This window comes from Nocardia sp. NPDC003693 (assembly GCF_053981095.1).
This window is the reverse complement of sequence record NZ_JBSFNO010000008.1, coordinates 90,333-114,870: the sequence shown is the minus strand read 5'-3', so window position 1 is coordinate 114,870 and position 24,538 is coordinate 90,333. Positions and strand designations below refer to the sequence as shown.

Annotated in this window: 25 protein-coding genes; 11 read left to right on the top strand and 14 right to left on the bottom strand. The window is 68.8% G+C overall.

Annotation, left to right across the window (positions count from 1 at the left end):
• Positions 1 to 12: 12 nt before the first annotated feature.
• Together ACWDOP_RS12090 and ACWDOP_RS12085 are read right to left on the bottom strand one after the other, a co-directional pair.
• Positions 13 to 225 (bottom strand): tautomerase family protein, encoded by a 213-nt coding sequence (locus tag ACWDOP_RS12090; RefSeq protein ID WP_456345075.1) that lies wholly within the window; start codon positions 223 to 225, stop codon positions 13 to 15.
• 26 nt (positions 226 to 251) lie between these two features.
• Complete coding sequence (locus tag ACWDOP_RS12085) at positions 252 to 992, bottom strand: SDR family NAD(P)-dependent oxidoreductase (RefSeq protein ID WP_456345074.1); 741 nt, start codon at positions 990 to 992, stop codon at positions 252 to 254.
• Between the two features lie 113 nt (positions 993 to 1,105).
• Between ACWDOP_RS12085 and ACWDOP_RS12080 the strand changes: the two genes are divergently transcribed.
• The 4 genes from ACWDOP_RS12080 to ACWDOP_RS12065 all read left to right on the top strand — a co-directional run bounded on the left by ACWDOP_RS12080 (position 1,106) and on the right by ACWDOP_RS12065 (position 4,578).
• Positions 1,106 to 2,005, top strand: coding sequence for a LysR family transcriptional regulator (locus tag ACWDOP_RS12080; protein ID WP_456345073.1), 900 nt, complete (start codon positions 1,106 to 1,108; stop codon positions 2,003 to 2,005).
• 91 nt (positions 2,006 to 2,096) lie between these two features.
• Positions 2,097 to 3,884, top strand: coding sequence for a lipase family protein (locus ACWDOP_RS12075; RefSeq protein WP_456345072.1), 1,788 nt, complete (start codon positions 2,097 to 2,099; stop codon positions 3,882 to 3,884).
• A gap of 89 nt (positions 3,885 to 3,973) precedes the next feature.
• Entirely contained in the window at positions 3,974 to 4,249 is a 276-nt protein-coding gene (locus ACWDOP_RS12070; protein WP_454205551.1) for a hypothetical protein, read from the top strand.
• Positions 4,249 to 4,578, top strand: coding sequence for a hypothetical protein (locus ACWDOP_RS12065; RefSeq protein WP_454205552.1), 330 nt, complete (start codon positions 4,249 to 4,251; stop codon positions 4,576 to 4,578). Before ACWDOP_RS12070 ends, ACWDOP_RS12065 begins: the two co-directional genes overlap by 1 nt.
• Before the next feature lie 30 nt (positions 4,579 to 4,608).
• Here the strand turns inward: ACWDOP_RS12065 and ACWDOP_RS12060 are convergent, their stop codons facing one another.
• From ACWDOP_RS12060 to ACWDOP_RS12050, 3 genes are read right to left on the bottom strand one after another with little or no spacing between them, the layout of a single operon-like run.
• Positions 4,609 to 5,025, bottom strand: coding sequence for a hypothetical protein (locus tag ACWDOP_RS12060; RefSeq protein ID WP_456345071.1), 417 nt, complete (start codon positions 5,023 to 5,025; stop codon positions 4,609 to 4,611).
• Positions 5,022 to 5,282 carry a hypothetical protein gene (locus ACWDOP_RS12055; RefSeq protein WP_454205554.1) on the bottom strand — a complete coding sequence of 87 codons (261 nt, stop codon included), beginning with the start codon at positions 5,280 to 5,282 and terminating at the stop codon, positions 5,022 to 5,024. Before ACWDOP_RS12055 ends, ACWDOP_RS12060 begins: the two co-directional genes overlap by 4 nt.
• A gap of 54 nt (positions 5,283 to 5,336) precedes the next feature.
• Complete coding sequence (locus tag ACWDOP_RS12050; RefSeq protein WP_456345070.1) at positions 5,337 to 5,999, bottom strand: TetR/AcrR family transcriptional regulator; 663 nt, start codon at positions 5,997 to 5,999, stop codon at positions 5,337 to 5,339.
• A gap of 151 nt (positions 6,000 to 6,150) precedes the next feature.
• Between ACWDOP_RS12050 and ACWDOP_RS12045 the strand changes: the two genes are divergently transcribed.
• On the top strand, positions 6,151 to 7,722 hold the full coding sequence (locus tag ACWDOP_RS12045; protein WP_456345069.1) for a succinic semialdehyde dehydrogenase: 1,572 nt from the start codon (positions 6,151 to 6,153) through the stop codon (positions 7,720 to 7,722).
• Between the two features lie 35 nt (positions 7,723 to 7,757).
• Complete coding sequence (locus tag ACWDOP_RS12040) at positions 7,758 to 8,582, top strand: SDR family NAD(P)-dependent oxidoreductase (protein WP_454205557.1); 825 nt, start codon at positions 7,758 to 7,760, stop codon at positions 8,580 to 8,582.
• 72 nt (positions 8,583 to 8,654) lie between these two features.
• Here ACWDOP_RS12040 and ACWDOP_RS12035 read toward each other — a convergent pair whose 3' ends face one another.
• The 3 genes from ACWDOP_RS12035 to ACWDOP_RS12025 form a co-directional block, all read right to left on the bottom strand.
• Positions 8,655 to 9,368, bottom strand: coding sequence for an HAD family hydrolase (locus ACWDOP_RS12035; RefSeq protein WP_456345068.1), 714 nt, complete (start codon positions 9,366 to 9,368; stop codon positions 8,655 to 8,657).
• Positions 9,369 to 9,398: 30 nt separating this feature from the next.
• Positions 9,399 to 10,232 carry a putative protein N(5)-glutamine methyltransferase gene (locus tag ACWDOP_RS12030; RefSeq protein WP_456345067.1) on the bottom strand — a complete coding sequence of 278 codons (834 nt, stop codon included), beginning with the start codon at positions 10,230 to 10,232 and terminating at the stop codon, positions 9,399 to 9,401.
• Positions 10,233 to 10,295: 63 nt separating this feature from the next.
• Positions 10,296 to 11,156: an ElyC/SanA/YdcF family protein gene (locus tag ACWDOP_RS12025; RefSeq protein ID WP_454205560.1), complete on the bottom strand. Its 861-nt coding sequence runs from the start codon at positions 11,154 to 11,156 to the stop codon at positions 10,296 to 10,298.
• Between the two features lie 249 nt (positions 11,157 to 11,405).
• Between ACWDOP_RS12025 and ACWDOP_RS12020 the strand changes: the two genes are divergently transcribed.
• The gene (locus ACWDOP_RS12020; RefSeq protein WP_456345066.1) at positions 11,406 to 12,257 is read left to right on the top strand and encodes a bifunctional 5,10-methylenetetrahydrofolate dehydrogenase/5,10-methenyltetrahydrofolate cyclohydrolase; all 852 of its coding nucleotides are present in this window, start codon (positions 11,406 to 11,408) and stop codon (positions 12,255 to 12,257) included.
• Between the two features lie 114 nt (positions 12,258 to 12,371).
• On the opposite strand, the gene ACWDOP_RS12015 is transcribed toward ACWDOP_RS12020, so the two are convergent.
• Together ACWDOP_RS12015 and ACWDOP_RS12010 are read right to left on the bottom strand one after the other, a co-directional pair.
• The gene (locus tag ACWDOP_RS12015) at positions 12,372 to 13,124 is read right to left on the bottom strand and encodes a L,D-transpeptidase (protein WP_456345065.1); all 753 of its coding nucleotides are present in this window, start codon (positions 13,122 to 13,124) and stop codon (positions 12,372 to 12,374) included.
• Positions 13,125 to 13,559: 435 nt separating this feature from the next.
• The gene (locus ACWDOP_RS12010) at positions 13,560 to 14,210 is read right to left on the bottom strand and encodes a cyclodeaminase/cyclohydrolase family protein (RefSeq protein ID WP_456345064.1); all 651 of its coding nucleotides are present in this window, start codon (positions 14,208 to 14,210) and stop codon (positions 13,560 to 13,562) included.
• Positions 14,211 to 14,360: 150 nt separating this feature from the next.
• Between ACWDOP_RS12010 and ACWDOP_RS12005 the strand changes: the two genes are divergently transcribed.
• A complete protein-coding gene (locus ACWDOP_RS12005) occupies positions 14,361 to 15,401 on the top strand; it encodes an LLM class F420-dependent oxidoreductase (RefSeq protein WP_456345063.1) in 1,041 nt (346 codons plus the stop codon).
• Between the two features lie 125 nt (positions 15,402 to 15,526).
• Here the strand turns inward: ACWDOP_RS12005 and ACWDOP_RS12000 are convergent, their stop codons facing one another.
• From ACWDOP_RS12000 to ACWDOP_RS11990, 3 genes are all read right to left on the bottom strand, one after another.
• A complete protein-coding gene (locus ACWDOP_RS12000) occupies positions 15,527 to 15,862 on the bottom strand; it encodes an STAS domain-containing protein (protein WP_454205680.1) in 336 nt (111 codons plus the stop codon).
• A 413-nt stretch (positions 15,863 to 16,275) separates the two neighbouring features.
• Positions 16,276 to 17,667 carry a family 1 glycosylhydrolase gene (locus tag ACWDOP_RS11995; protein ID WP_456345062.1) on the bottom strand — a complete coding sequence of 464 codons (1,392 nt, stop codon included), beginning with the start codon at positions 17,665 to 17,667 and terminating at the stop codon, positions 16,276 to 16,278.
• 200 nt (positions 17,668 to 17,867) lie between these two features.
• Entirely contained in the window at positions 17,868 to 19,016 is a 1,149-nt protein-coding gene (locus ACWDOP_RS11990; RefSeq protein WP_456345061.1) for an asparaginase, read from the bottom strand.
• 127 nt (positions 19,017 to 19,143) lie between these two features.
• On the opposite strand from ACWDOP_RS11990, the gene ACWDOP_RS11985 reads away from it, so the two are divergent.
• The 3 genes from ACWDOP_RS11985 to ACWDOP_RS11975 all read left to right on the top strand — a co-directional run bounded on the left by ACWDOP_RS11985 (position 19,144) and on the right by ACWDOP_RS11975 (position 23,514).
• On the top strand, positions 19,144 to 20,778 hold the full coding sequence (locus ACWDOP_RS11985) for a bifunctional aspartate transaminase/aspartate 4-decarboxylase (RefSeq protein ID WP_456345060.1): 1,635 nt from the start codon (positions 19,144 to 19,146) through the stop codon (positions 20,776 to 20,778).
• Between the two features lie 29 nt (positions 20,779 to 20,807).
• Complete coding sequence (gene aspT / locus ACWDOP_RS11980; protein ID WP_456345059.1) at positions 20,808 to 22,490, top strand: aspartate-alanine antiporter; 1,683 nt, start codon at positions 20,808 to 20,810, stop codon at positions 22,488 to 22,490.
• A gap of 187 nt (positions 22,491 to 22,677) precedes the next feature.
• On the top strand, positions 22,678 to 23,514 hold the full coding sequence (locus tag ACWDOP_RS11975; protein WP_456345058.1) for a hypothetical protein: 837 nt from the start codon (positions 22,678 to 22,680) through the stop codon (positions 23,512 to 23,514).
• A 31-nt stretch (positions 23,515 to 23,545) separates the two neighbouring features.
• On the opposite strand, the gene ACWDOP_RS11970 is transcribed toward ACWDOP_RS11975, so the two are convergent.
• Entirely contained in the window at positions 23,546 to 24,328 is a 783-nt protein-coding gene (locus tag ACWDOP_RS11970; RefSeq protein WP_456345057.1) for an MmyB family transcriptional regulator, read from the bottom strand.
• Positions 24,329 to 24,538 lie beyond the last annotated feature (210 nt).

Below are 24,538 nucleotides of genomic sequence, written 5' to 3'. Positions count from 1 at the left end.
CGGGCCCGGCGATCAGCGCGGCGTCGCCCGAGCCGCGCGGTAGTCCGCCACCGGCAGCCCGCCCACGCCCCAATCCTCCAGCGCCACCTCGTCGATCACCACGAAGGTGGTGTTCGGGTCCTTGTCGAGCACGTCCACCAGCACATCGGTCATCCGCCGGATGATCTCGGCCTTCTGCGGGCCTGTCACGCCCTCGCGGGTGACCTTCACATTGACGTACGGCATGTCGTTTCCTTTCGAGAAGAGAGTGATCACCGACGGGCGGTGACGTAGCCGCCGTCGGAATTGATGCGCACGCCGGTCGCGAACTCGGCGTCGGTGAGGTGCAGGACCGACGACGCGATCTCCTCGGCCTCGGCGATCCGGTTCAGGACCGCGAGCGCGGCCAGATCCTCGGACCCGTTGGCCGCGTGCAGCGGCGTGCGCACGATGCCGGGCGCGACCTCGTTGACCCGAATGCCGTACTGCGCCAACTCCGCCGACAGCGCCACGGTCAGCGCCCGCACCCCGCCCTTGGACGCGAGCGCGGCACTGGCGGGCAGCCCGCCGAGGGCGTGCGAGAGCAGCACCGTGGTGATGTTGACGATGGCGCCCCCGCGCCCCTGCTCGACCAGCTGCCGGGCGACGGCCTGGGTGACCAGATACGTGCCGCGCAGGTTGCCGTCGAGAAAGCCGTCGAGCTCCTCGAGCCGCACGTCCAGAAGCGGTGTGGCGCCGAAGGTCCCGGCGTTGTTCACCAGGATGTCGACCGACCCGAACGCCTCGACCGCGGCCTCGACCAGCGCCGGGCCGGTCGCCGGATCGCCGATGTCGCCGACGACGGCCCGGGTGCGCGCGCCGCCGTCCAGCCGCTCGACCGCGGCTCGCAGCTTGTCCTTGTCGCGACCGCCGATCACCACGTTGTCACCGCGCGCGACCAGGGCCCCCGCCACCGCGTAGCCGATACCGCTCGATCCGCCGGTGACGATAGCGGTACGTGAATCCCTCGTCATATCGACCTCTTTCGTCTCGCAGGTCCCGCTGGACCGGCTTCGCTATCGAGGATCGCCCGCGCTCGGTATATAAGTCCAAGACGCAATACTGTGCCCAACGCTAAGCTGAGCTTATGGATCTGGATGTCCGCGACCTGGAACTGCTCGACGCGCTGGCCACCGGCGGCACGCTGGCGCAGGCCGCCGATCGGCTCTTCGTGAGCCAGCCCGCGCTGAGTCAGCGCCTGCTGAAAATGGAGGAGCGGCTCGGCACCGCGCTCTTCGACCGTGTCGGGCGCAGGCTGGTGCCGAATCTCGCCGGAAAAGGCCTGCTGCCGAGGGCATCTCGAATTCTCGCCGATCTCTCGGCCGCCGAACGGGAGGTGCGCCAGGTCGCCCGGTACGGCGACCGGCACGTCCGCCTGGCCACCCAGTGCGCGACCACGTTCTCCTGGCTCACCCCGCTCATGCGCGAGCTGCGCGTCGGGCGCCCGGACGCCTCGGTCCGCATTCGCGACATCGCCGACGACGATCCGCTCGACGCGCTGCTCACCCAGCGCATCGATGTCGCCATCGTCACCAAGCTCGGCCCGAGCGCCGCGCACGTGCGCCTGACGCACCTGATGGACGACGAGATGGTCGTGGTCGTGCCGCCCGATCACCGCTGGGCGGCCCGCAAGTACCTGACCGCACGGGATTTCACCGGCGAGACCCTGATCCTGCACGACAGCTACGACCAGTCCCGTCCCCATCCCGCCCCGCTACCGCTGCCGCCCGGCGCGCGCCCGGCCGAGGTGACGATCGTGCCCATGGTGACCGAACTGCTCATCGAACTCGTCGCCAACGGCGAGGGCGTAGGCGTCATACCTTCATGGGTCGCAACGCCTTTCGTGCAGCGTGGGGATGTCGTTCCCGTGCGCATGGGTGCGCGCGGCGACATCCGGCCCTGGTTCGCCGGGGTCCGCCCCGACGAGGACCGCCCGCACATTCTGGACTTCATCACCCTGCTGACCGCGCACTTCGCCGCCCTCTGAACGGGTCGCGGGACACGGTTCGCGAGTATCCCGGCCCCGACGGCGGTGTATGCCAGTATTTCCCGATGCTGGAAATGTGCTGGGTGCGGGTATGACGCGCGGCGGTCTGGCCGGTCGGTCCGGGGCGATCACTGCTTTCCTGTCCGGGTTGCCGCGCTGGGCGGGGCTGCTGCTGGGCGTGATCGCGGTGCTCGTCGGCGCGATTCTGGTGGTGCGCCCGCTGACGTCGTTGACCGTGCTGGCGCTGCTGATCGCCTGCGGCGCCCTCGTCACCGGCATCGGCGAGGTACTCGGCAACCGCGAACACTCGGCCTGGGACGCGATTCTGGCCCTGGCCTGGGTTGCCCTGGGTGTGCTGATTCTCGTCGCCTGCGGCGTGGCGATCGAGCTGATCGCGCCGATCGTCGCGATCGCCCTGGTCGTCGGCGGTGTGCTGCGCCTGCTGCGCGCCCGCCACGGCGCCACCTCGGTGCGGTTGACCGCGCTGCTGCTCGGCGTCGCCGAGATCGTCCTGGGTGTCGTGGCGCTGCGATGGCCCGATGTCACACTGCTGATCGTCGCCGTGCTGTTCGGCATCCGGACCGTCGGCTTCGGCGTCTCGATGGTGTGGGCGGCGGTAACCGGCAGCCGCACAACGACTTCCGAGGCATCCGGGCGTCGAGCGCGCTGGGGCGCGACCGGCCGGGTGGTGGCCGCCGCGACCGCGCTGGTGGTCGCCGTGGCGGCCGCGGTCACCAGTGCGCACCTGCGTGCGGGCACACCGCGGGTCGATGCCTTCTACACCGCGCCGGCGGAAATCCCCGCCGCCGCCGGAACACTGCTGCGGGCCGAGTCCTTCACCCGCGACGTTCCCGGCGCCGCTCGCGCCTGGCGCATCCTGTACACCACCACCCTGGACACCGGGCGGCCCGCGCTGTCGAGCGGCATCGTGGTGGTACCGGAACGTGAAGCCGCCGAAGCGTTTCCGGTGATCGCCTGGGCGCACGGCACCACCGGCTACGCGCGACCCTGCGCACCGAGTCTCGCCACGCATCCGTTCGAGTCGGGCGCGCTGCCCGCGCTGGAGCAGATCATCGAATCCGGCTGGGCCCTGGTCGCCACGGACTACATCGGGCTCGGCACCGAGGGCTCACACCCCTACCTGATCGGTCAGGGCGAAGGCCGTTCGGTGCTGGACGCGGTCCGGGCGGCCCGTCAGCTCACCGAGACTCGGCTGGCCGACCGCACCGTGGTGTGGGGCCATTCGCAGGGCGGCCACGCCGCGCTTTGGGCGGGCCTGCTCGCGCCCGGCTACGCACCGGACGCCGGGGTGATCGGCGTCGCCGCACTGGCTCCGGCCAGTGACGCGGTCGGCCTGGTCTCGCGCCTGCCCGAGATCACCGGGGGCAGCGTGTTCGCCTCCTACGTGGTGGCGGCCTACACCGCGCACTATCCCGACGTGCGGTTCGACGCGTACATCGACCCGGCCGCGCGGACCCTCGTGCGGCAGATGAGCGAGCGCTGCCTCGCCGAACCCGGTGTGCTCGTCTCGGTGCTGTCGGCGTTGTCGCTGGAGAAGGACCGCCCGATCTTCGCCACCGACCCGCTGACCGGTCCGCTGGGAGTCCGTCTGCGCGAGAACATTCCGGCGGGTGCGCTCACCGTTCCGATTCTGCTGGCACAGGGCGCGGCCGACACCCTCGTCGACCCCGGTGTGCAATCCCTCTATGCCACAACGCGATGCGTCGACGGCTGGAATCTGGACTATCGCACCTACCCGGGCCGCGATCACGTCGGTGTGGTCGCCGCAGACTCGCCGCTGATTCCGGATCTGCTCGGGTGGACACAGCAGCGCCTGTCGAATCTGCCCCAGCAACCCGCCTGCCCGCCGCCCGCGTAACCACCGCCCGTCGTTGCCGGCCGTTCGTACGGTGCCTCCATCGCCGGTATGCGGTGTCACCTGGCGTAATACATGCGTAGTATGGCGGAATGGGGTTTGATTGGGCTGATTGGGCGCTGGCACACCTGATCGGCATCGATCCCCAGGAAGTACGCCAGGTCCTGGCCGCCGCGCGGCGGTGGCCGCGCACGGCGCACGATGGACATGTCGAGGTGCTCAGCATTTGGGGGCGCGCGGCGAGCGGGCGACCGCTGATCATCGTGACCAGGCAGACCGACCAGTGGACGTGGATGATTGTCGGCGCCCGCGAAATGCACGACGATGAGCTGAAAGCCTTCGAACAGTGGGAGAAGGAGAGCCGGTGATGAGCGAGAACTTCCCGAACACCCCGGAGGAGACGACCGCATTCCTGGATCGCCTCGTCTTCAGTGACGACCCGGTCCCGGCCGACCGGGTTCCCCCGCGCCTGCAGCCGGACGACGACATCATGGTCACGACGTCGATCCGCCTCCCCCTGGCCCTGCACGGCCGCCTCAAACAACTCGCCGAGGAACGCCGGATAGGCGTCTCGACCCTCCTGCGCGAATGGGCCGAGGCCGCCGTGTCCGACCTCGACGACGAGAATCAGATGATCTCCCTCGCCGAGGCGAAACGCGCCCTCTCCCGCGTACACCCCATCCACCGCGCCAGCTGAATCACTCACGCCCGTCGGGGGTTCCGACGGTCAGTCGTCGGCGAACTCGACGATGTTGATCCGGAACGGCAGATTGCGTTCCGCGTCCGCCCAACGGGAGCGATCGGTGGTGATGATCTCCCAGTCGAGGTAGAGGGCGACCGCGACGGTGTGCGCGGCCGAGATGTCGATCGGTTCGCTCGCCGCCGCCTGGACATCGGCGAGTTCGCTGGCGTCGTCGGTGGTGGCGAGCGCTGTCACCTGAATCGAATCGAGGTTGTCGATCGCGCCGTTGACCTGTGCGCGTTGATCTTCGGAGAGCCCGACCAAACCGGTGGCGAGGGCCAGGATCGGTACCGCGACGCGTACTTCACGGCTGTCCAGGACCGCGATCAGGTTGGAAACGTTCGAATCACCGTGGGCGTAAGCGGAAATGACCGTGTCATCGAGAATGTAGCCGACGCTCACTCGTGTGCCTCCCGGCGCTGCGCGAGCCGATCGACCAGCATGTCCGCCTGCCTTTCCGCCCAGGCCACCGCGCGCGTATCGGTGCGATCGCGTGCGATGCGGTTCTCCCACGCGAGTCGATTGCGGGTCTGGGTCGACTTGTAATGGCTGATGAGCCGGGAGATCACCGCGTCGAGGGACTCGTTGGGCTTGGCCAAGGTCTGTAGCTCGTCACGGGTGGCGGGGCGGGTTGTGATCGTGGTCTTGTTCTCGGCCATGCCTGCAAGCATAGAGGTAATGCTTCAAGCATTACCTGCATTTCGGCTTATGTTTCAGTCGGCGAAGAGGGTGGGGATCGTCAGGGCGTACTCGACGTCCTCGCGGCGGCCGAGGGTCACCAGGACGCTGCGGATCATCGTCAGGCGGGCGGCGGCGATCGTCTCGGGGGAGGGTTCGCCGGTCGCGGAGATCCGGTAGACCACGTACTCGCAGGTGTGCAGGGCGGTGTCCAGGTCCAGGGGGGACGGGACCGGGCGGCCGAGGTCGGTGAACTTGGCTCGGACCAGGGCCCGGATATCTTCCAGGGCGGACTCGCGGTAGCTCGAGACGGGGGAGCCGGGATCGTAGAGCTCGGCGAACAGGGGCGACAGCATCGGGCCGTGGCCGCCGGCCCAGTAGAGATACGCCTCGATCATGTTGATGCCCAGCTCGACCGGAACCTCGGTGCGTTCCAGAGCCGAGCGGATGCCGCCGACCAGATCCTCGTTCGAGACCGTGAGCACCGCGTGCAGCGGTTCCACCGCGTTGGCGAAATAGCGATAGAAGGTCGGGCGGGCCAGGCCCGCGGCCTCGATGATGCGGGCCACGCTCAGCCCGCGCGAACCGTGCCGGGCGAAGACCTCGGCGGTGGCCAGGATGATCCGGGCGCGGACCTGGTCGGCCTGCTCCTCGGTCTGCGGCGGGCGGCCGCGCCGGGTGGGCGAGGCGGCGGTCACGGGCGCGTACCCGTACCAGAGGGGCGCGTGATCGGCGCGAGGCTTGACATGGGGTGCGTCACAGCTATTAATCTAACACTAGTGTTCACCTAACATTGGTGTTCAGAAAATAGCGGGCCGTTGCCCGCCACACGCCTAGAGAGGGCGACCAATGACGACTGCCCCGCAGCTCGCCACCGCCGATGCGCTGCCGTTCGACCTGGTCCAGCGACTGCTCGGCCACGCCGTCGCCGGCGGCGCGCCCGCGGTCGAGGTCTTCGCACCGGCCACCGGCCGCAAGATCGCCGACCTGCCGCAGTCCTCGGTCGCCGACGTGGAAACCGCGTTCGCGACCGCGCGCCGCGTACAGGCCGAGTGGGCCCGGACCCCGATCGAGGAGCGCGTGGCCGTGCTGCGCCGCGTACACGATCTGGTGCTGGCCGAACAGGACACCATCCTGGACATCGTGCAGACCGAGACCGGCAAGTCCCGCGTGCACGCCTTCGACGAGGTCTCCGACGTGGCGGTCAACACCCGCTACTACGCCGCCGAGGGCAAACGCATTCTGGCGCACCGCAAGCCGCGCGGCGTCATGCCGGTGCTGACCCAGGTCGAGGTGCGCAACCGGCCCAAGGGCGTCGTCGCGGTCATCTCGCCGTGGAACTACCCGCTGGCCCTCGGCGCCTCCGACGCGCTGCCCGCGTTGCTCGCCGGCAACGCCGTCGTCGGCCGCCCCGACAACCAGACCGCGCTGACTCTGCTCTGGGCCATCGACATCGCCGAGCGCGCCGGTCTGCCCAGGGGGCTGTGGCAGGCGGTCCTGGGCCGCGGCGCCACCCTCGGCCCCGAGGTCATCGCCCGCGCCGACTACGTCGACTACACCGGCTCCAGCGCCACCGGCCGCACCATCGCCCAGCAGGCGGGCGAGCGGCTCATCGGCTACTCCCTGGAACTGGGCGGCAAGAATCCGCTGCTGGTCCTGGGCGACGCCGACGTCTCGGCCGCCGCCAAGATCGCGGTCCGCGCCTGCTTCGCCTCGGCCGGGCAGCTGTGCGAGTCGATCGAGCGCATCTACGTGCACGCCGCCGTGTACGACCGATTCGTCAGCGAGTTCGTCGCCAACACGAAGAAACTCGAACTCGGTAAGGCCCTGGACTTCGGCTACGAGATCGGCTCGCTCACCTTCCCGCGCCAGATCGACACCGTCAGCGCGCACGTCGACGACGCCGTCGCCAAGGGCGCGACCGTGCTCGCGGGCGGCAAGGCCCGCCCGGACCTGGGTCCGTACTTCTACGAGCCCACGATCCTCGCCGATGTGCGCGAAGGCATGACCGTCTACCGCGAGGAGACCTTCGGCCCGGTCGTGTCGATCTACAAGGTCGCCAGCGACGACGACGCCGTCACCCAGGCCAACGACACCCCGTACGGGCTCAACGCCAGCGTGTGGAGCCGCGACACCGAGCACGGCCGCGCCGTCGCCGCGCGCATCAACGCCGGTTCGGTGAACGTCAACGAGGGCTTCATCGCGGCTTGGGGCTCGATCGCCGCCCCGTCGGGCGGGCTGGGCATCTCGGGCACCGGCCGCCGGCACGGTCCCGAGGGGCTGCTCAAGTACATCGACACCCAGACCATCGCGGTGCAGCGCGTGCTGCCGATCGCGCCGCTGCCCGGTATGTCCGAGCAGCTGTGGGCCAAGACCATGACACTCTACCTGGGTGTCATGAAGAGCTTGCGGCAGAAGTAATCCGGCGAGAATTTCAGACAGGGGAGCGGCAGGGCATGAAGAACGTAGCGGGCAAGAAGGTTTTGGTCACCGGCGCCGCGATGGGGCTGGGCAAGTCCTTCGCCGAGCACGCGGTGCGCGAGCGGGCCGCCGATGTGGTGCTGTGGGACATCAACGAGGTGGCGCTCAAGGCGACCGTCGCCGAGTTGACGGCCCTGGGCGGCAGTCGAATTCACAGCTACGTGGTCGACGTATCCGACCGTGACGCCATCGCCGAGGCGGGTGCGGCGGTGCGCGGCGAGGTCGGCGACATCGACGTGCTGGTGAACAACGCTGGCATCGTGCGCGGCAACAGCTACTTCTGGGAAACCGAGAATCGCGCCGACATCGACAAGACGATGGCGATCAATTCCCTTGCCCCCATGTACATCACGCTCGAGTTCCTGCCCGCCATGGTGGCGGGTACCGGTGAGGCGCGCGTACTGAACATCGCGTCGTCGGCGGCTCTGGTGTCCAATCCGCGCATGAGCGTGTACGCGGCGTCCAAGTGGGCGGCGCTGGGTTGGTCGGATTCGGTGCGCATCGAGCTCGAGCAGGCCGGCAAGACACACGTCAAGTTCACCACGGTGTGCCCGACGTACATCAACACGGGAATGTTCGACGGCGCCAAGGGATTCTGGTTCACCCCGATCCTCGAGCAGGACCACGTGGTGGACACCTCGTGGGAGGAGATGAAGAAGGGGTCGGCGCTGGTGGTCATGCCGTGGACCTCGCGCATGAACCGCGCGATCTCCGGCCTGCTGCCGCTCAAGGTGCGCGACTTCTACCTCAACACGGTCGGTGTCTACCACTCGATGGACGAATTCACCGGCCGCAAGTAGGGATTCGACGCGACGGCCCGCCCCCGGTGAGCGCCGGGGACGGGCCGTCGGCGTTCGCGTGCACGCCGACGGTCAGGCGGTGAGCAGGCCGAAACCCTCGGCGGCAGCCAGTTCGGTCAGCGAGTGGATGACGGTGATGCCGTCCCCTGACACTCCCGTGCCCGTGCGGTCGAGCCAGAACGCGCGCAGGCCCGCGTCCCGCGCGCCGATGCCGTCGGTGTCATACCGGTCGCCGACGTAGGCCACCTGCTCCGGCGGCAGCCCGAGCATCTCGGCGCCCGCCAGGAATATCGCCGATTCCGGCTTGGCCGAACCGAATTCGGCCGAGCACAGCACCGCGTCCCCGAAGTGCCCGTGCAATCCCACGGCCCGCAGCTTGCCCAGCTGATGCGCGCGCGAGGAGTTCGAGATCACCCCGAGCGCGCTGCGCTCGCCCAAAGTGGTGAGCGCGGCCGCGACCTCCGCGAACGCCACCCAGTTGGTGTCGCGCCGCGCCGCGTATCCCGCGAACCAGCCCGCGTGGTCGTCGATCTCCGCCCCGATGCGCGCCAGGAAGCGCTCGGTCCGCAGCAGCTGCTGCCCGTGAAAGGTGAGCTCCCCGGCCAGGAATCGCGGATACTCCTGCTCCTCGAGCTCGCGCCACAGCGCGACCGCCGCGTCCTCGGAGTCGAACCGCTCGAGCAACCCCTCGGCCCGCAGGTGCCGCAGGATCCCCACCCGAGCCGTGGCCGAGTAGTCGATCAGCGTGTCGTCGACGTCGAAGAGAACCCCGCGAATACCCACCATCCCAAGCTACCTCCCCGCCTGCCCCGCTGATCAGGCCGGGCGGGTGCCGATTACGACGGTCGCGCCGCGCTCCTCGTCCTCGGCGACGCGGGCGGTCAGGCCGGCGGCGTGCATGATCGCGGCGGCGGGCTCGGCCTGGGCCTCGGACTCCTCGACCAGGAGGTGGCCGCCGGGGGCCAGCCAGCGGGGGGCCTGCACGGCGATGCGGCGCAGCAGGTCCAGGCCGTCGGGGCCGCCGTCGAGGGTTACGCGAGGCTCGTGGTCGCGGGCCTCGGGAGGCATGGTCGCGATCTCGGCGGAGGGGACGTAGGGGGTGTTGGCCAGGAGGATATGGATGTGGCCCGCCAAGGCGGCGGGCAGGGGCTCGAACAGGTCGCCTCGGTAGACGGGGAAGTCGTACGGGGCGAGATTTCGGCGGGCGTAGTCGACGGCGTGGGGCTCTATGTCGGAAGCGGTCAGCTGCGCTCGGATACCGTGCGCGGCGAGATCGACCGCCAGCGACAGGCCCAACGCGCCACTGCCGCAGCACATATCGACGACGACGGGATCGATACTGTCGGGGGGAGTCTCCCGATCCCATTTCTCGACCAGTTCCCGAGCCAGCGCCACCGCTTCCTCCACCAGGAACGCCGTGCGCTGCCGAGGCACGAACACCTCGGGGCCGACCGCTACGCGCAGGTCGCGGAACTCGGCCCAGCCGAGCAGGTGCTCGAGGGGCGAGCCCGCTACGCGTTGGGCGACAAAGGTTTCCAGGTGGGCGGGGTCGGTGGCAGCTTCCAGGAGCAGCGCGGCCTCGTCTTCGGCGAAGACGCATCCGGCCGCGCGCAGGCGGTGGACCAGGGTGTCGAGGTCGGGCGCGGTCACCGGGTCATTATCGACGCCGGGCCCGCGTCGAATCGACGCGGGCCCGGCGGGAGGGACGAAGACTCAGCGCTCGGAGGGCAGGCGCATCGTCCGGGTGACATCGAGGTAGATCCCGCGCTGGCTGCTGCGCGCGGGCGGGGGCAGCTGGGAGACCAGCTGCTCGAGCGAGGTGGTCGCGCCGACGACCGGGATCCCGGCGACGATGAAATCGGCCACCGCGCGGCGAATGTGGTTGGGGGAGGTCACCACGATGGCGCTGGTCGCGCCCGCCTCACGCAGCATCGCCGCACCGTACAGCGCGTTCTGCACGGTCGAGCCCGCCCGATGATCGGTCAGGATCCGGCTCGCCGGAATGCCGCGCCCGATCAGCCAGCCCTCCATGGCGGCGGCCTCGGTGATCCCGTTCTGCGGGTTGCCGCCGGTCACCAGGATCGGCGACATCGGCGAGGCGATGGCCTGCAACCACGCGGCCTGCATGCGGTTCACCAGTTCCGGGCGCATGCTGCCGTCCGGCAGCAGCCCGTAGCCCAGCACCGCGATGCCGGTGCCCGGTCCGGCGATGGCCGGAATCGGATTGGGCAGCGTGCCCACGGCCGAGCCGATCGCGTGGAAGACGTGGCGGGTCCGCCCGGCCAGCTCCGGGTCGATGGCGGTCAGCCGGTTCAGCGCGACTTCGCGGGTGATCAGATCCCCGGCGTAGTCCGACCAGATGGCCTGCAGCGACAGCGCGTGCGCGTCATCGGGGGATTCGGCGAGCAACTGCCGCAGATCCGCCAGACCCGCGGCGTCGTCACCGTCGAGGAAGTTGTCCTGTGCCGAGTTGTAGAGGTGCCCCGGATCCGCGTACGCGGTGCCGGGTGCGAACAGGGTCAGGGCGGCGGCCGCCGCTACGAGCAGGGTGGGGATACGCCTGGCGATCTGCACTGCTGTCGACCTTTCCGAGAGACGGTCACGCATGCTTTCCGAGCGGTTCGTACCTTTGCTGAATAGTGGCTCGGTTCCGATTGGGACACGATACGGCTGGCGCGGGCCGTTGTCGGGGATTTGCCATAGAGAAATTGCAGGTTTGAGCGGACCTGTTACCGGCAACGCGCGCAGGCGCGCGGAAATCAACTCGAGTCGCCCCAAAGGCGCGTGCGGCCCGTGTCGGCGGGCGGGTTAGGGTGTTGTTCCGTGGACACGACTTCGCTCATCGGCAAGGAACTCGCCGCCGCCATCAACGCCGACACCAAACAGCGCGCCGCCGCGCGCGCCGCGACCGGAGCCGCTCCGCGCCTGGCCCTGGTGATCGCCAATGACGATCCGGCCAGCGCCTGGTACGTGAAGTCGCTCAACCGCGCCGCCGAACGCAACGGAATCGTCTGCGAGAACGTGGATCTCGGTGTCGAGGCCACGGCCGAGGAAATCCGCGCCAAGCTCGCCGAACTTTCCGCCGACGCCGCGGTGGACGCGATCATGCTGCAGACCCCGCTGCCCAAGGGCGTGGGCCTGGACGATGTGAGCCTGTCCATCGCCGCGGCCAAGGACGTGGACGGGGTCAGCCCGCTCTCGCTCGGCCTGCTCGCCTCCGGCCTGCCCGGCTTCCCGCCCGCCACCTCCGAGGCCGTGGTGGAGCTGGCCAAGTTCCACGGAATCGCCCTGGAGGGAACGCATGTCGCGGTCGTCGGCCGCTCGAACGTGGTCGGCAAGCCGCTCGCCCAGCTGCTGCTGGCCGAGAACGCGACGGTCACCGTCGCCCACTCGCGCACCCGCGACCTGCCCGCCATCACCTCGGCCGCGGACATCGTGGTCGCCGCGGTCGGCCGCGCGGGCCTGATCACCGCCGATCACGTGCGCGCGGGCGCGACGGTCATCGACGTGGGCACCAACGAGGACGAGAACGGCAACATCACCGGTGATGTGAACGCGGAGTCGGTGCTCGGCAAAGCCGGTGCGCTGAGCCCGGTTCCGGGCGGCGTCGGCCCGGTCACCACCGCGCTGCTCATGCGCCACGTGGTGCAGGCGGCGGAGAACGCGAACGCCTGAGTCTGGCGGTTCGCGCCCGGCGGCCCTACGCCGCGCACTCCGCCCCATACACGCCGAACGGTGCGGGATTCTCGCGAATCCCGCACCGTCGCTGTCTCTTCCGGAGTGCGCCCCTTACCAGTGCACGGTCACCGGATCGCCGATGCCGACGTTGTTGTAGAACCACTCGGCGTCACCGGGCGCCAGGTTGATACAGCCGTGGCTCACGTTGGCGTAGCCCTGTGAATCCACCGACCAGGGCGCGGAGTGGACGAAAACGCCACCCCAGGTGAGCCTTTCGGCGAACTCGCCCTCGATCAGGTACCCCTCGGCGGAATTGAGCGGTATGCCGATGGTGCGCGAGTCGAACGTCACCGAGCGGAAGCGCTCGAGCACCGGGAACGTGCCGACCGGGGTCTCCCAGCCGGGCTTGCCCATGGACGCGGGCATGGTGCGCACCGGGACGCCGCCGATGAAGACGGTGAAGGTGTGCGCGGACATGTCGGCGTCGGCGCTCACGCCGCCGTTGGTTTCGAATTGGGTGTGCAGGCGCCCCACCGACACCGTGATCGGCGATGAGGTGGGCAGGTATCCGGCCGACGTCCATTGCAGCTGTCGGTCGTCTACCCAGGAGAAGTTGCCCGCCAAGGTGGTGCCGGCGCGAATGTTCACTGCCCGCTCGGCGCGGGCGCGATCCTTCACGGGTTCGGCGAACCGCACGTTCACGGGTGCGGCAATTCCCACTATCTGACCGGGCCCCGGCGTAATCGCCTGCACCGCCGGGAGATCGGGTGCCGATATCAGCACCGCCCCTGCGGCTCCGGACCCGAACGCGGCGGCCGCCGCCACTACGGTTGCGACGAACATGAGACGAATCGCGTTCCGCATGGTTCCATCCCTTCGCACAGGGGTGTGGTCCTGGACGCTCAGCCTATGACCGATTCGCCCTCGCCGTACGGAAACGTTCCCGCTTCGTGACCTACGCATCGGCGTGGACGATGGACGAAAACCCGCTGCTCTAGTAGTGATTCCCCACTCTGACGAGGGGTATCGGTACGAATGTGCCGATTTTTCGCCCATCCGTGCCCGGCGTGGCGACCCGCGCGTGCCACGCGGAATTCACACCGTGTCAACGCCACTGCCGCGCCCGGCGCCGGGGGACACCCGGCCGTATCGATCCGCGAAGGTTCGCCACCCGGCCCGACCGGCAGCCGCTGCGGGTCCCGGCCGCCGTGGTCGGCCCGCCGCGGCACCCGACCGCCCCGAACGCACGAGAGCCCCGTCCGGGCCGGACGGGGCTCTCGGTGACGGACGGGTGAGTCCTCAGCCCGTGATGGCCGCGACCACGTCGTTGTGCAGGGCGTCCGCGCGGGCGATGACCTCGTCGATCTGCTTCAGCACCGGCGCGAACTCGGCGCCCGCGACCCCGTCCAGGGAGGCCACGTTGATCGCGATGTTCAGCTGGGAGCTGGCCGCCGCGGCGCGGGCGGCGTCGGCGGCCGCGCCGATGTCGGTGACCACGTTGGGGTTGCCGATCGGCAGCAGCTCGGCGGCCAGGGAGACGACCTCGTCGGCGGCGGCGACCACCGCGGCCGGGACGCGCGCGGCCTCGAGCAGCGCGGCGGTGATGGCCTCGGCGCGGCTGGCCTTGTCCGCCTCGGACTCCTTCGCCAGCTTGTAGGCGTTTCCGACCGCGGTGAAGGCGGCGGCGTCCGCGTCGGCCAATGCGAGCGCGCGTTCGCGGGCGGTGTCGGCGGCGGCGATGATGCGGTCGACGACCGGGCGGTTGTCGGCGTCCTTGGCGCGGGTGGTGTAGCGCGCGACCATGGCCACCAGGGCGGCGCCCTGGGCGGCGTGCAGGGCAGCGACCGCGCCGCCGCCGGGTGCGGGCACCTTCGCGGCCAAGTCCTCCAGGTAGGCCTGCAATGTCGAATCACCGAAGCCGGTGCCGGCCTGCGTGGCGTCCTGCGTCATGAGGAATGACCTCCCTTGGGATGGCGGGTGTTTCGCGCGCGAGACACGCACGTTGTCGCCGCTCACGGTACCGGTTCGCGACCGCGGCCCCGACTCCGGCAGCCCCGGCCGATGTGAACCGGGAATCGCACTGTGAGTAGTGTCCCGGCTATGCGTATCGGATTGTCGATCAATTACACCGACGGCTTCAAGGAAATCGCCGCCGAGGTGGCCGATCTCGAGAAGGCCGGCCTCGATATCGTGTTCGTGCCGGAGGCGTATTCGTTCGACGCGGTGAGCGCGATCGGCTACCTGGCCGGCAAGACCGAACGGGTCGAGCTGGCCTCGGGCATCATGCAGCTGTACACCCGCACGCCCACCCTGACCGCCATGACGGCGGCCGGTCTGGACTACGTCTCGGACGGGCGTTTCATCCTGGGCCTGGGCGCCTCGGGCCCGCAGGTGATCGAGGGCTTCCACGGCGTGCCCTACGACGCCCCCATCGGCCGCACCCGCGAGGCGCTCGAGATCTGCCGCAAGGTCTGGCGGCGTGAGCGTCTCGAGTACGACGGCAAGTACTACACGATCCCGCTGCCCGCGGACAAGGGCACCGGCCTGGGCAAGCCGCTCAAGCTCATCAATCACCCCGTGCGCGAGGACATTCCGGTGCTGCTCGCGGCGCTGGGCCCGAAGAATGTCGAACTGGCCGCCGAGCTCGCGCAGGGCTGGCAGCCGATCTTCTTCCTGCCGGAGAAGGCCGACGACATCTGGGGCGAGTCGGTGAAAGCCGGTCTGGCCAAGCGTGATCCGAAGCTCGGCGATCTGCAGGTCTTCGCCGGTCCGGCGCTGGCGATCGGCGACAACGTGGAGCCGCTGCGCGAGTTCGTCAAGCCGCACCTGGCGCTGTACATCGGCGGCATGGGCGCCAAGGGCAAGAACTTCTATCACACCCTGGCCACCAAGTACGGCTACGGCGCCGAGGCGGACCGCATCCAGGAGCTGTACCTGCAGGGCAAGAAGGACGAGGCCGCCAAGGTGGTGCCGGACGACCTGGTCCGCGACGTCTGCCTGATCGGTTCGGCCGGTTTCGTGAAGGAGCGGGTGGCCGCGTTCCGCGAGGCCGGGGTGACCGCGCTCAACGTGGTTCCGCTCGCGGCGACCCCCGCCGATCGGGTCAAGCTCGTGGAGCAGTTGCGCGCGATCTGCGACTGATCACCGATCCCGGCCGTGCATTCGACGCGGCCGGCCGCTGATACGACAACGCCCCGGCCGTACGTGACGGCCGGGGCGTTCTGCGTTCGGGTGTTCGTGACCGCGCTGCCGCGGGCGGGAATCACTCAGTTCTGCTGCAGCGCCGTGAGCGCCTCGGGCAGTGTCGAGTGCAGGGCGAAGACCTGATCGAGGTTGGTCATGCGCAGCTGACGCCCGGTGGCGGGCCCGTCCGCGACGACGGCGATGCGGGTGCCCCCGGCGCGCTGGTGTGCGGCCACGAGCGCTGCCATGCCGGCGGAGGCCAGGAAGCTCACCTCGGACAGGTCGATGATGAGGGCGCCCGGCTTGCCGCCCAGGATCGATTCGATCGCGTTCTCGAGCGCGGGTGCGGTCGCCAGGTCGACTTCACCGATCACGGCGAGCACGGTCGCATCGTCGTGGACGGTGACCGAGGTGGTCATCGTTTCGCCGAGGGGATACGCGTCTCCGGAAGTGTTGGTCACCTAAGAGACTCTACAAGTGAACGGTGGCGCAGGTGTCCGCAACAGTGTCAGCTAACCCGCATATCGCTGGTAGGCAATGATTTTCGACGGCGTGCACACGCATTCGGGCGTATGACGCCGCGCGGGTATACCCGTTTTCGGCGAAGTGAAACACTCGAAACGAATCTCGCATGTCAGCGCAGGTCGGGGGTTGCGCGGTGGTGCGGGCCCCCCGCGTCGCGGGGTGCGCGGGCGGCCGAAAACCGGGTCGCGGAAGATTCCGGACGGTATGGGCGCGTCGTGATCGCGCCGCAGCGCCATTGCGCCGATGGCGCAGGTGCGCCACCAGCGTCTCTCCGTCGGCGGCGCGTCCTCCCGAGCCGGTCGCCCGGCTACGGCACGGACACCGGGCGCAGGCAGCTGCCGGCGGGCGTCACGATCGAGCACAGGGCGGGCTCGCGGGTCGGCCGGTAGTCGGCGGGCACGCCGCCGCGCGCGGTGATGTCACGCAGGGCCGGCACCGCGGTGGTGGGCCGCCGGGTGAGTGTGGGGTCGGTCTTCACATCGACCGTGTACAGCCCGAAGCGCGGTGCGTAGCTGCCCCATTCGTAGTTGTCGGTCAGGCTCCAGTAGTTGTAGCCGATGACGTCGATGCCGTCCGCCTCGGCACGCTGAATCCAATACACGGTGTCGCGCAGATGGTCTCCGCGGTCGTAGCCGTCGGCGCGGGGGAGTCCGTTGTCGGTCGGCATGCCGTTCTCGACCACGTAGAGCGGCAGTCCGGGGAATTTCTCGGCGTAGCTGCGCAGGTCGTAGTAGATGCCCTCGGGTTCGATGGCGTTCTTCCAGAGTTCGTCGCCCACGAGCGCCGGTGTCGGCGGATTCGACAGGGACGCACCGTAATAGAAGTCGATGCCGAGGTAGTCGAGCTTGTCGCGCACCCGGTCGACGAACAGCAGATCGGTGAGGTTCTGCACGATGGGGTACTGCGCCACGTTGCTGGTGACCCGGGCGCCGGGCTGGCGCGCGTGAATGTAGTCGTAGATCTCGCTGTGCGCCTGCACGAGTCGTTCGAACATGGGCAGCGCGTCCAGCAGTCCGATGTCGCCGATCCGGATCGACTGCACGACATAGCCCATGGGCTCGTTGATGGTGACCCACAGCGGGTCCAGCGGCGCGTAGCGATCCACCACCCGGCGCATGTTGGCCAGCCAGTCGGACACCATGTTCTTGTTCTTCCAGCCGCCGCGATCGTCCGCCCAGCCCGGGATGACCCAGTGGTCCAGGGTCAGCATGGGTCGCATCCCCGCGGCGCGAATGCGCTGCACGACCCGGTCGTAGAACTCGAAATCCGACTCGCTCCACACCCCGGCGTGCGGCTGCACCCGCGCCCATTCGATGGAGAGCCGGTACACCCGCACGCCCAGGCTCGCGGCCAGGTCGATGTCCTCGGCGTAGCGGGTGTAGAAGTCGACCGAGTCGCCGTAGGTGTCGCGGGCGCTGCCCGAGTTCGCGTGGCGGCTCCAATTGCTGTCCGGCGCATGGCCTTCGGATTGGAAGCCGGACATCGAAACGCCCCAGAAGAAGTCCGGGCCCAGTGCCTGAACGGTGGTCGGCGCGCCGCCGGAGCTGCCGGTGCCGGAGCCGCTCGCGCTGCCGGACCCCGATCCGGTGCCGGAACCCGAGCCGCCGCTGCCGGTGGGGGCGGCTGCGCTCATGCCGGAGCCGGCCAGGGTGATGACGACGGCCGACACGACCGTACAGAGCAGCCGAGAACGTCTCATGCCAGTACTTCCTCCGGGGCGATCCAGCGCGTCCCCGACATGGCCGCGCATGGTGCCCACACCCTACTGGTCACTTGTTCAGAAAGATGGGTGAATGGAGCGAAACGTGAAAATGACACGGCGCCAGTCTGTTCCGATGATCCGGCGCGGATGCGTCGTGCGCATCCGCGCCGGTTTCGAATCTGCCCGAACGCGGCGGATCAGGACGCGGCGGCGAAGTCCCGCTGCACCTGCTGCGGGTCTGTGACGCCGTTGACCAGCAACAGCTGCAACAGGATTCGGGACTTGGCCGGATTCAGCCCCAGCGCCGACACCGTCCCCAGTTCGTCGTCGTTGAGTTCGGCGTTGCGGACCACCGCGCCGGACCCGACCCGGCTCGACCGCACCACCAGCACCCCCTTGCCCGCCGCCGCGCTCAGCGCGTCCACCACCGGTTTCGCGGTGTTGCCGTCACCGACGCCCGCCAGCACCAGGCCGCGCGCGCCGTGGCCGAGGGCGTCGTTCACGCCGGTGGCGTCCATACCCGCGTGCGAGTAGATGATGTCGACTCGCGGCAGCGGCGCGGACCCGGGCACCGGGAAGCCCAGGCGCGACTGCTGCGCGGCCGGCTCCGCGAAGGTCACCGCGGCGGCGTCGACGTGCCCGACGGGCCCGGTGTTGGGCGAGACGAAGGTCTGCACGCTGGTGGTGTTGGTCTTGGTCACGTCGGTCGCGCCGTGAATGGTGTCGTTGAGTACCACCATGGTGCCGCGATCGCGCGCGGCCGGATCGGCCGCGACCTGCACGCCCGAGCGCAGATTGGCGGGTCCGTCCGCGCTCAGCGCGGTCGAGGGCCGCATGGACCCGACCAGCACGACCGGCTTCGGACTCGACACCACGTGGTCCAGGAAGAACGCGGTCTCCTCGATGGTGTCCGTGCCGTGGGTGACCACGATGCCGTCCGCCTCGTCCGCGGCGAAGATCGCGTTGATCCGGTTCGCCAGCTTCAGCCACACCTCGTCGTTCATGTCCTGGCTGCCGATGTTGGCGACCTGTTCGGCATCGAGCTTCGCGATCTTGTCGAGCCCGGGGACGGCGTCGATGAGGTCCTGCGCGGACGCCTCGCCCGCGGTGTAGCCGACCGCGGAGTTGGCATTGGCCTTGCCCGCGATGGTGCCGCCGGTGGCGAGGATCGTGACGCGGGGGAGATCGCCGGGGTTCGGGCTCGCCGAGGTCGTCGCGGCGGCGGGTTGCGCGGCCGCCGAGGTGTTTCCGGCGCCGGATTCCTCGGGATCGTTCGCGCAACCCGCGACCAACAGGCTCCCGCACGCGAGCAGGCCGAGAATACGGAGAATGGAACTTCGCGCCATGGAGACTCCTTCAGAATCGGGTTGCGCGCGTATGATTCTTCCGTTCAGTAGTGATCCTACGATTCTTCCTATCACGGTGTGCGCTGCCTCAGAGATCGACCGGACTTCGACATACGGAGAGTGGACGATGAGCATCGATAATCGGGTCGATCGCGGAACCGAGAAGAAGTACGAACAGCTCAGCCCTTTCGAACTGAAAGACGAGCTCATCGAACTGGCCGATGAGAATATGCGCAAGACCGCGCACGTGATGATCAATGCCGGTCGCGGCAATCCGAACTGGACGTCGGTGGTTCCCCGCGAGGCGTTCTATCTGCTCGGGCAGTTCGCGATCGCCGAGGCGAAGCTCGACTGGGACGAGTTCCCCGGACTGGCGGGAATGCCGCAGCCCGCGGGTATCGCGGCGCGATTCGACGAATTCCTCACCGGGCAGGCCGAGACCGACGCGGTGAAACTGCTGCGCGGCGCGGTCGAATACGGCACGGTCACTTTGGCATTCGACGCCGACGCCTGGGTCGGTGAACTCGCCGACGCCATCCACGGTGACCACTACCCGGTCCCGGACCGCATGCTGACCCACATCGAGCAGGTCGTGCACGCCTACCTGGACCTGGCCATGGGTGGCGCACCGGACAGCGGCTGGGACCTGTTCGCCACCGAGGGCGGCACGGCGGCCATGTGCTACCTGTTCGATTCCTGTGTCGTGAACGGCATGCTCGCCCCCGGCGACCGCATCGCCATCATGACGCCGATCTTCACGCCGTATCTCGAGATTCCCGAGCTCGAGCGATTCACGTTCGACGTCCTCGAGATTCAGGCCTCCAAGACTTCCGCCGACGGTATGCACACGTGGCAGTACCCGGCCTCGGAGATAGAGAAGCTCACCGATCCCAGCGTCAAGGCGCTGTTTCTGGTGAATCCCTCGAATCCGCCGTCGGTCATGCTGGATTCGGCGACGCTCGAGCGCATCGCGCAGATCGCGGCGAAGGAGAATCCGAACCTCACCATCATTACCGACGATGTGTACGGGACCTTCGTCGAGGGATTTCGATCGCTCATGTCGGTGGCTCCGGCCAATACGATCGGCGTCTATTCTTTCAGCAAGTATTTCGGTTGCACCGGATGGCGACTCGGCGTCATCGCGGTGGCCAAGGACAATATCTTCGATCGGCGAATCGCGAATCTTCCCGCCGCCGAGCGTGATCGGCTCACCGCGCGGTATTCCAGCATCGCGCTGGAACCGGAGAAGCTGACATTCATCGACCGCATGGTCGCCGATTCACGCGACGTGGCGCTCAATCACACCGCGGGATTGTCCACCCCGCAGCAGGTGCAGATGGCGCTGTTCTCGCTCGCGGATCTGCTGGACAGGGATCTCGAGCATCGCAAGAACTGTGAGGCGATCATCGACCGGCGGCTGCGGACGCTGGCCGAGGCGCTGAAGGTCGAGGTTCCGCGTGATCCCAACGCCGCCAACTACTACGTCGAGCTCGATCTCATGGTGTGGGTGAAGCAGCACTGGAGCCCGGAGTTCGCGGCGTGGCTCGAGTCCGAGCACGAACCGGTGGATCCGGTCTTCCGGCTCGCGGAACAGGGTTCGATCGTGCTGCTCAACGGCGGCGGGTTCGATGGGCCGCAGTGGTCGGTGCGGGTGTCGCTGGCCAATCTGCGCCAGGACAGCTACGCCGAGATCGGGCGCTGGCTGGTCCGGATCATGGACGAGTATCACGAGGAGTTCCAGAACCGCGCGAAGACCAACTGACCGGGCCCGCCGCGACAGAGGACGACTTCATGGATGCGATCAAGACGTTCCTGCAGGACACCCCGGAGGCCGCGCTGTTCCTGTGCCTGGCACTGGGTTACGCGATCGGCAAGATCAAGATTTGGAAGCTGTCGCTGGGCGGTGTCGCCGGCACGCTGATCGTCGCGATCTTCGTCGGCATGGCGGGGCACATCACGGTGAACGACCAGGTGAAGAACATCGCCTTCGCGATGTTCATCTTCACCCTGGGCTACATCTCCGGTCCGACCTTCTTCGCCAGCCTGAATCGAAAGAGCCTGAAGTACGGCACTTTCACGCTGATCGAGGTGGCGAGCGTGCTGGCCATCACCGCGGCCGCGACGCTGATCATGAATCTCGATCCGGGCACCGCGGCCGGGCTGCTGGCCGGCGGCGCGACCGAGTCCGCGGCCGTCGGCACGGCGACCGACGCGATCGCCCGGCTGGACCGCTCACCCGAGGAGATCACCGCGCTGCAGGCCAATGTCGGTACGGCGTACTCGATCTCGTACATCTGCGGATTGATCGTGGTGGTGCTGCTGTCGAGCCAGATCTTCCCGCTCGTCATGCGGATCAATCTGCGCGAGGAGGCCGACAAGCTGTGGAAGCAGCTCGGCGGCGGCAACGACGACGCGGACGGCACGCAGATGGAGGCGGCGCCCGAGCTGGTCGGGCGGGCCTTCCGGGTGCAGCGGGTGGCCGGGCGCACCGTCGCCCAGGTGACCGCCGATCTCGGCGGGCATCTGACCGTGGAGCGAATCCTGCGCGGCGGCAAGGTGATCGGCGTCGCCGATGATCTGGTGCTGCGGAACGGCGATCAGGTGCTGATCGTGGGCCCGCGCACGGACATGGTGCCGGCCGAGAACGCCGTCGGCCCCGAGATCGTGCCGAGCGCGGATCTCGAGACCGCGCTGGAAATCGATCAGGTGGTGCTGGATCACCGGCAGCGCGCCACCACGCTGGACGGAATCGACAAGCAGCTGGGGAGCCGGCTGTACGTCACCGGCCTGGTGCGCGAGGACAAGGAGCTGCCGCTGCGTCCGGGCATGCCGGTCCAGCGCGGTGACACCCTGAAACTCACCGGCGCGAAGGCCGATCTCGCGAAAGTCGTTCCGACCCTGGGCTATCGCCTCGATCCGACGGTGAAGGCCGACATCATCTACATCGCCCTGGGCCTGACCCTGGGCTTCATGATCGGCAAGATCGTGGTCCAGGTCGGCACCATCCCGCTCACCCTCGGCACCGGCGGCGGCTGTCTGCTCACCGGCCTGCTCTTCGGCTGGTTCCGCTCCCGCAATCCGGAGATCGGCCAGTACGCCCCCGCCGCCGCCGACGTCATCAAGACCCTGGGCCTGTCGGTCTTCATCGCCGTGGTCGGCCTGACCTCCGGCCCGCAGGCGGTGGACCTGGTGAAGAAGTTCGGCTGGGGCCTCCCGATCGCGGGCGTCCTGATGACCGCGATCCCCGCGTGCATCTCCCTGGTGGTCGCCTGGAAGTTCATGAAACTCCCGGCCCCCTTGGCTCTCGGCGCAATCACCGGCCAGCAGTGCTCCACCCCGGGCATCTCGGCCGTCCAGCAGGTGGCCGGCAACGCCACCCCGCTGATGTCCTACACGATCGTCTACGCCCTCTCCAATGTCGCTCTGCCCCTGCTGGGCCCGATCGCCGTGGCCATGACGGTCGCCCTGACCTGATCGGACTTCCGGCCCTCGCCGACGCCCGCATCCGCCGATCGGATGCGGGCGTCGCGCATGAGCGGCTGTCTGATCGGCCGACGCGAGCCCACCCCGGATGCGGGCTGAAATGTGGCCGTTGCGAAGTGGTTCCGCGCTGATCGGCGGACGCGCGTAGGTGTCCTCGCGAGCGGATACCATGTCGCCCATGGGGAGGATTCGGCCGATGGTGGCCATGATCGCGCTGTTGTTCGTCGTTTCGGCTTGCGGACAGGATGATTCGGGCTCGAGTGCGGACGGGACGACGCCGCCGGTCTCGGCGTCGAGCATCCCGAACGCGGCGACCTCGACCGCGCCCGTGTCATCGAGCTCGCCGTCGTCGACCATGACGACCGCACCGGCATCGAATCCGGCGACACCGGCGGGTCTGCCGCTGTGCGGGGACACCGAGCGTGCGGCGAGCGGGCCGTCACCGGACTGCGCACTCGTCTCGCGGGACCGGGCAGGACTGTCATTCGTGGTGCGGCACAACGAAGCCGGGAACGCGGCGACGGTGACGATCGAGGTGCTCGGCCGGGACGGTGCGGTCCGCCAGACCCTGACCGAGCAGGTCGATCCCGGGATCTCGCAGCCCCGCCTGCTCGAACTCGCCGACGACGGCCGCGATCAGCTCGTCGTTCCGCTGCGCTCCGGCATGGTCAACGTCACCTACGCGATCTATCGCGCCCTCGATGCCGCACCGGACTTCGTGCGCACCGGCACGATGGCCGGCATCGGCGTGGACCGCACTGCGAGCGGCTACCTCGCCGGTCAGATCCGCGGTGGCTCCGCGGGCAAGTACTGGAACACCGAGTTCTGGCGTTTGGACGGCACCCGCCTGCGATTCGTGGCGTCGACCCTGACCATCCACCAGCCCGATGGGCCCGCTACCTGCGCCCCGGATCCGGACGGGTCGGCCTCGGACCGGGATCCCGAGATCACCGACCCGCAGGCGGTGCAGCGCCTGTGCACCGAGGACACTCAGCGAACCCGAGCCGTCGGGTAACCGTGGGCGTTCGCGGCTCCGCCCGAACGTCCTACGCCTGCACCGGCAGCAGGAACTGGGACACCAGCCAGCCCGGGTGGGCGCCGGTCTGGAGCATGCCGGTCTGGACGAGAACCGTTCGATCCGTGCGGGTGTGCAGGTCGCGCAGGGTGATCCGCCAGACCGGGGGCACCGCGGCCACGGCGCCGTCGGCCCAGATCCGGCGGAACTCGGGGTGGCGGCTCAACTCGTCGAGGAGCTCGGCGAAGGCGGCCATGCCGCCGAAGCCGCCCATCGCCAGGCGGAACGCCTGGACGGACAGGGTGACGTCGGCGAGCCAGTCGGCCAGGACCTCGCGGGCCAGGGGATGGGCGAAGAGCCAGCGAAACTGGTTGCCGCTCTCCAGCATTCCGGGGAAGGCGCGCTCCCAGCCGGCGTTGCGGCACAGGACGTGTCCGCCGACAGCGGTGATGGCGGCCGGGTGCGGGCCCTCGAGCAGGCGCCGGATCTCGGGGGTGATGGCGGCGCGGAGGTCGTCCAGGGCCGGGTAGGAGGTGTTCGTCAGCCCGGCGAGTTCGCGCAACTGACGCCGGTCGACGACCGAAAGATGTTCCAGGCGATCGAGATAGCGGATGACCGCGTCGACGACCTCGCGCGTGGGGTTGTTGCGCGACCCCTTCTCGAGGTGCGTGATGTAGCTCGCGCTGACGCCGGCGTTGAACGCCAGGCGCTCGCGCGAGACGTGCCGGGCGTCGCGCAATCTGCGCAACAGCGTGCCGAAGGTCGGCGCTACGAGTTTGCTCGCAACCTGATCGTGTGACAGCTCCGCGGTCACGGCGTCCCTCCTCCCCGCCGCCCCACGCGGACCCGCATTCGTGTGAGCGACCTCTCGACTGTGCCATGAAAGTCCTCCCACCGCAGGTCGGTGAGCTGAGCAACAGGTCCGCCACCGGCGAGAATGAGCGCACTCAGTGATCATGAAAACAGGAATTCGCCCGTCCCGCCGCAGGATTCGTGTCCTGGGTCACAGTCGAGGGGGTGATTG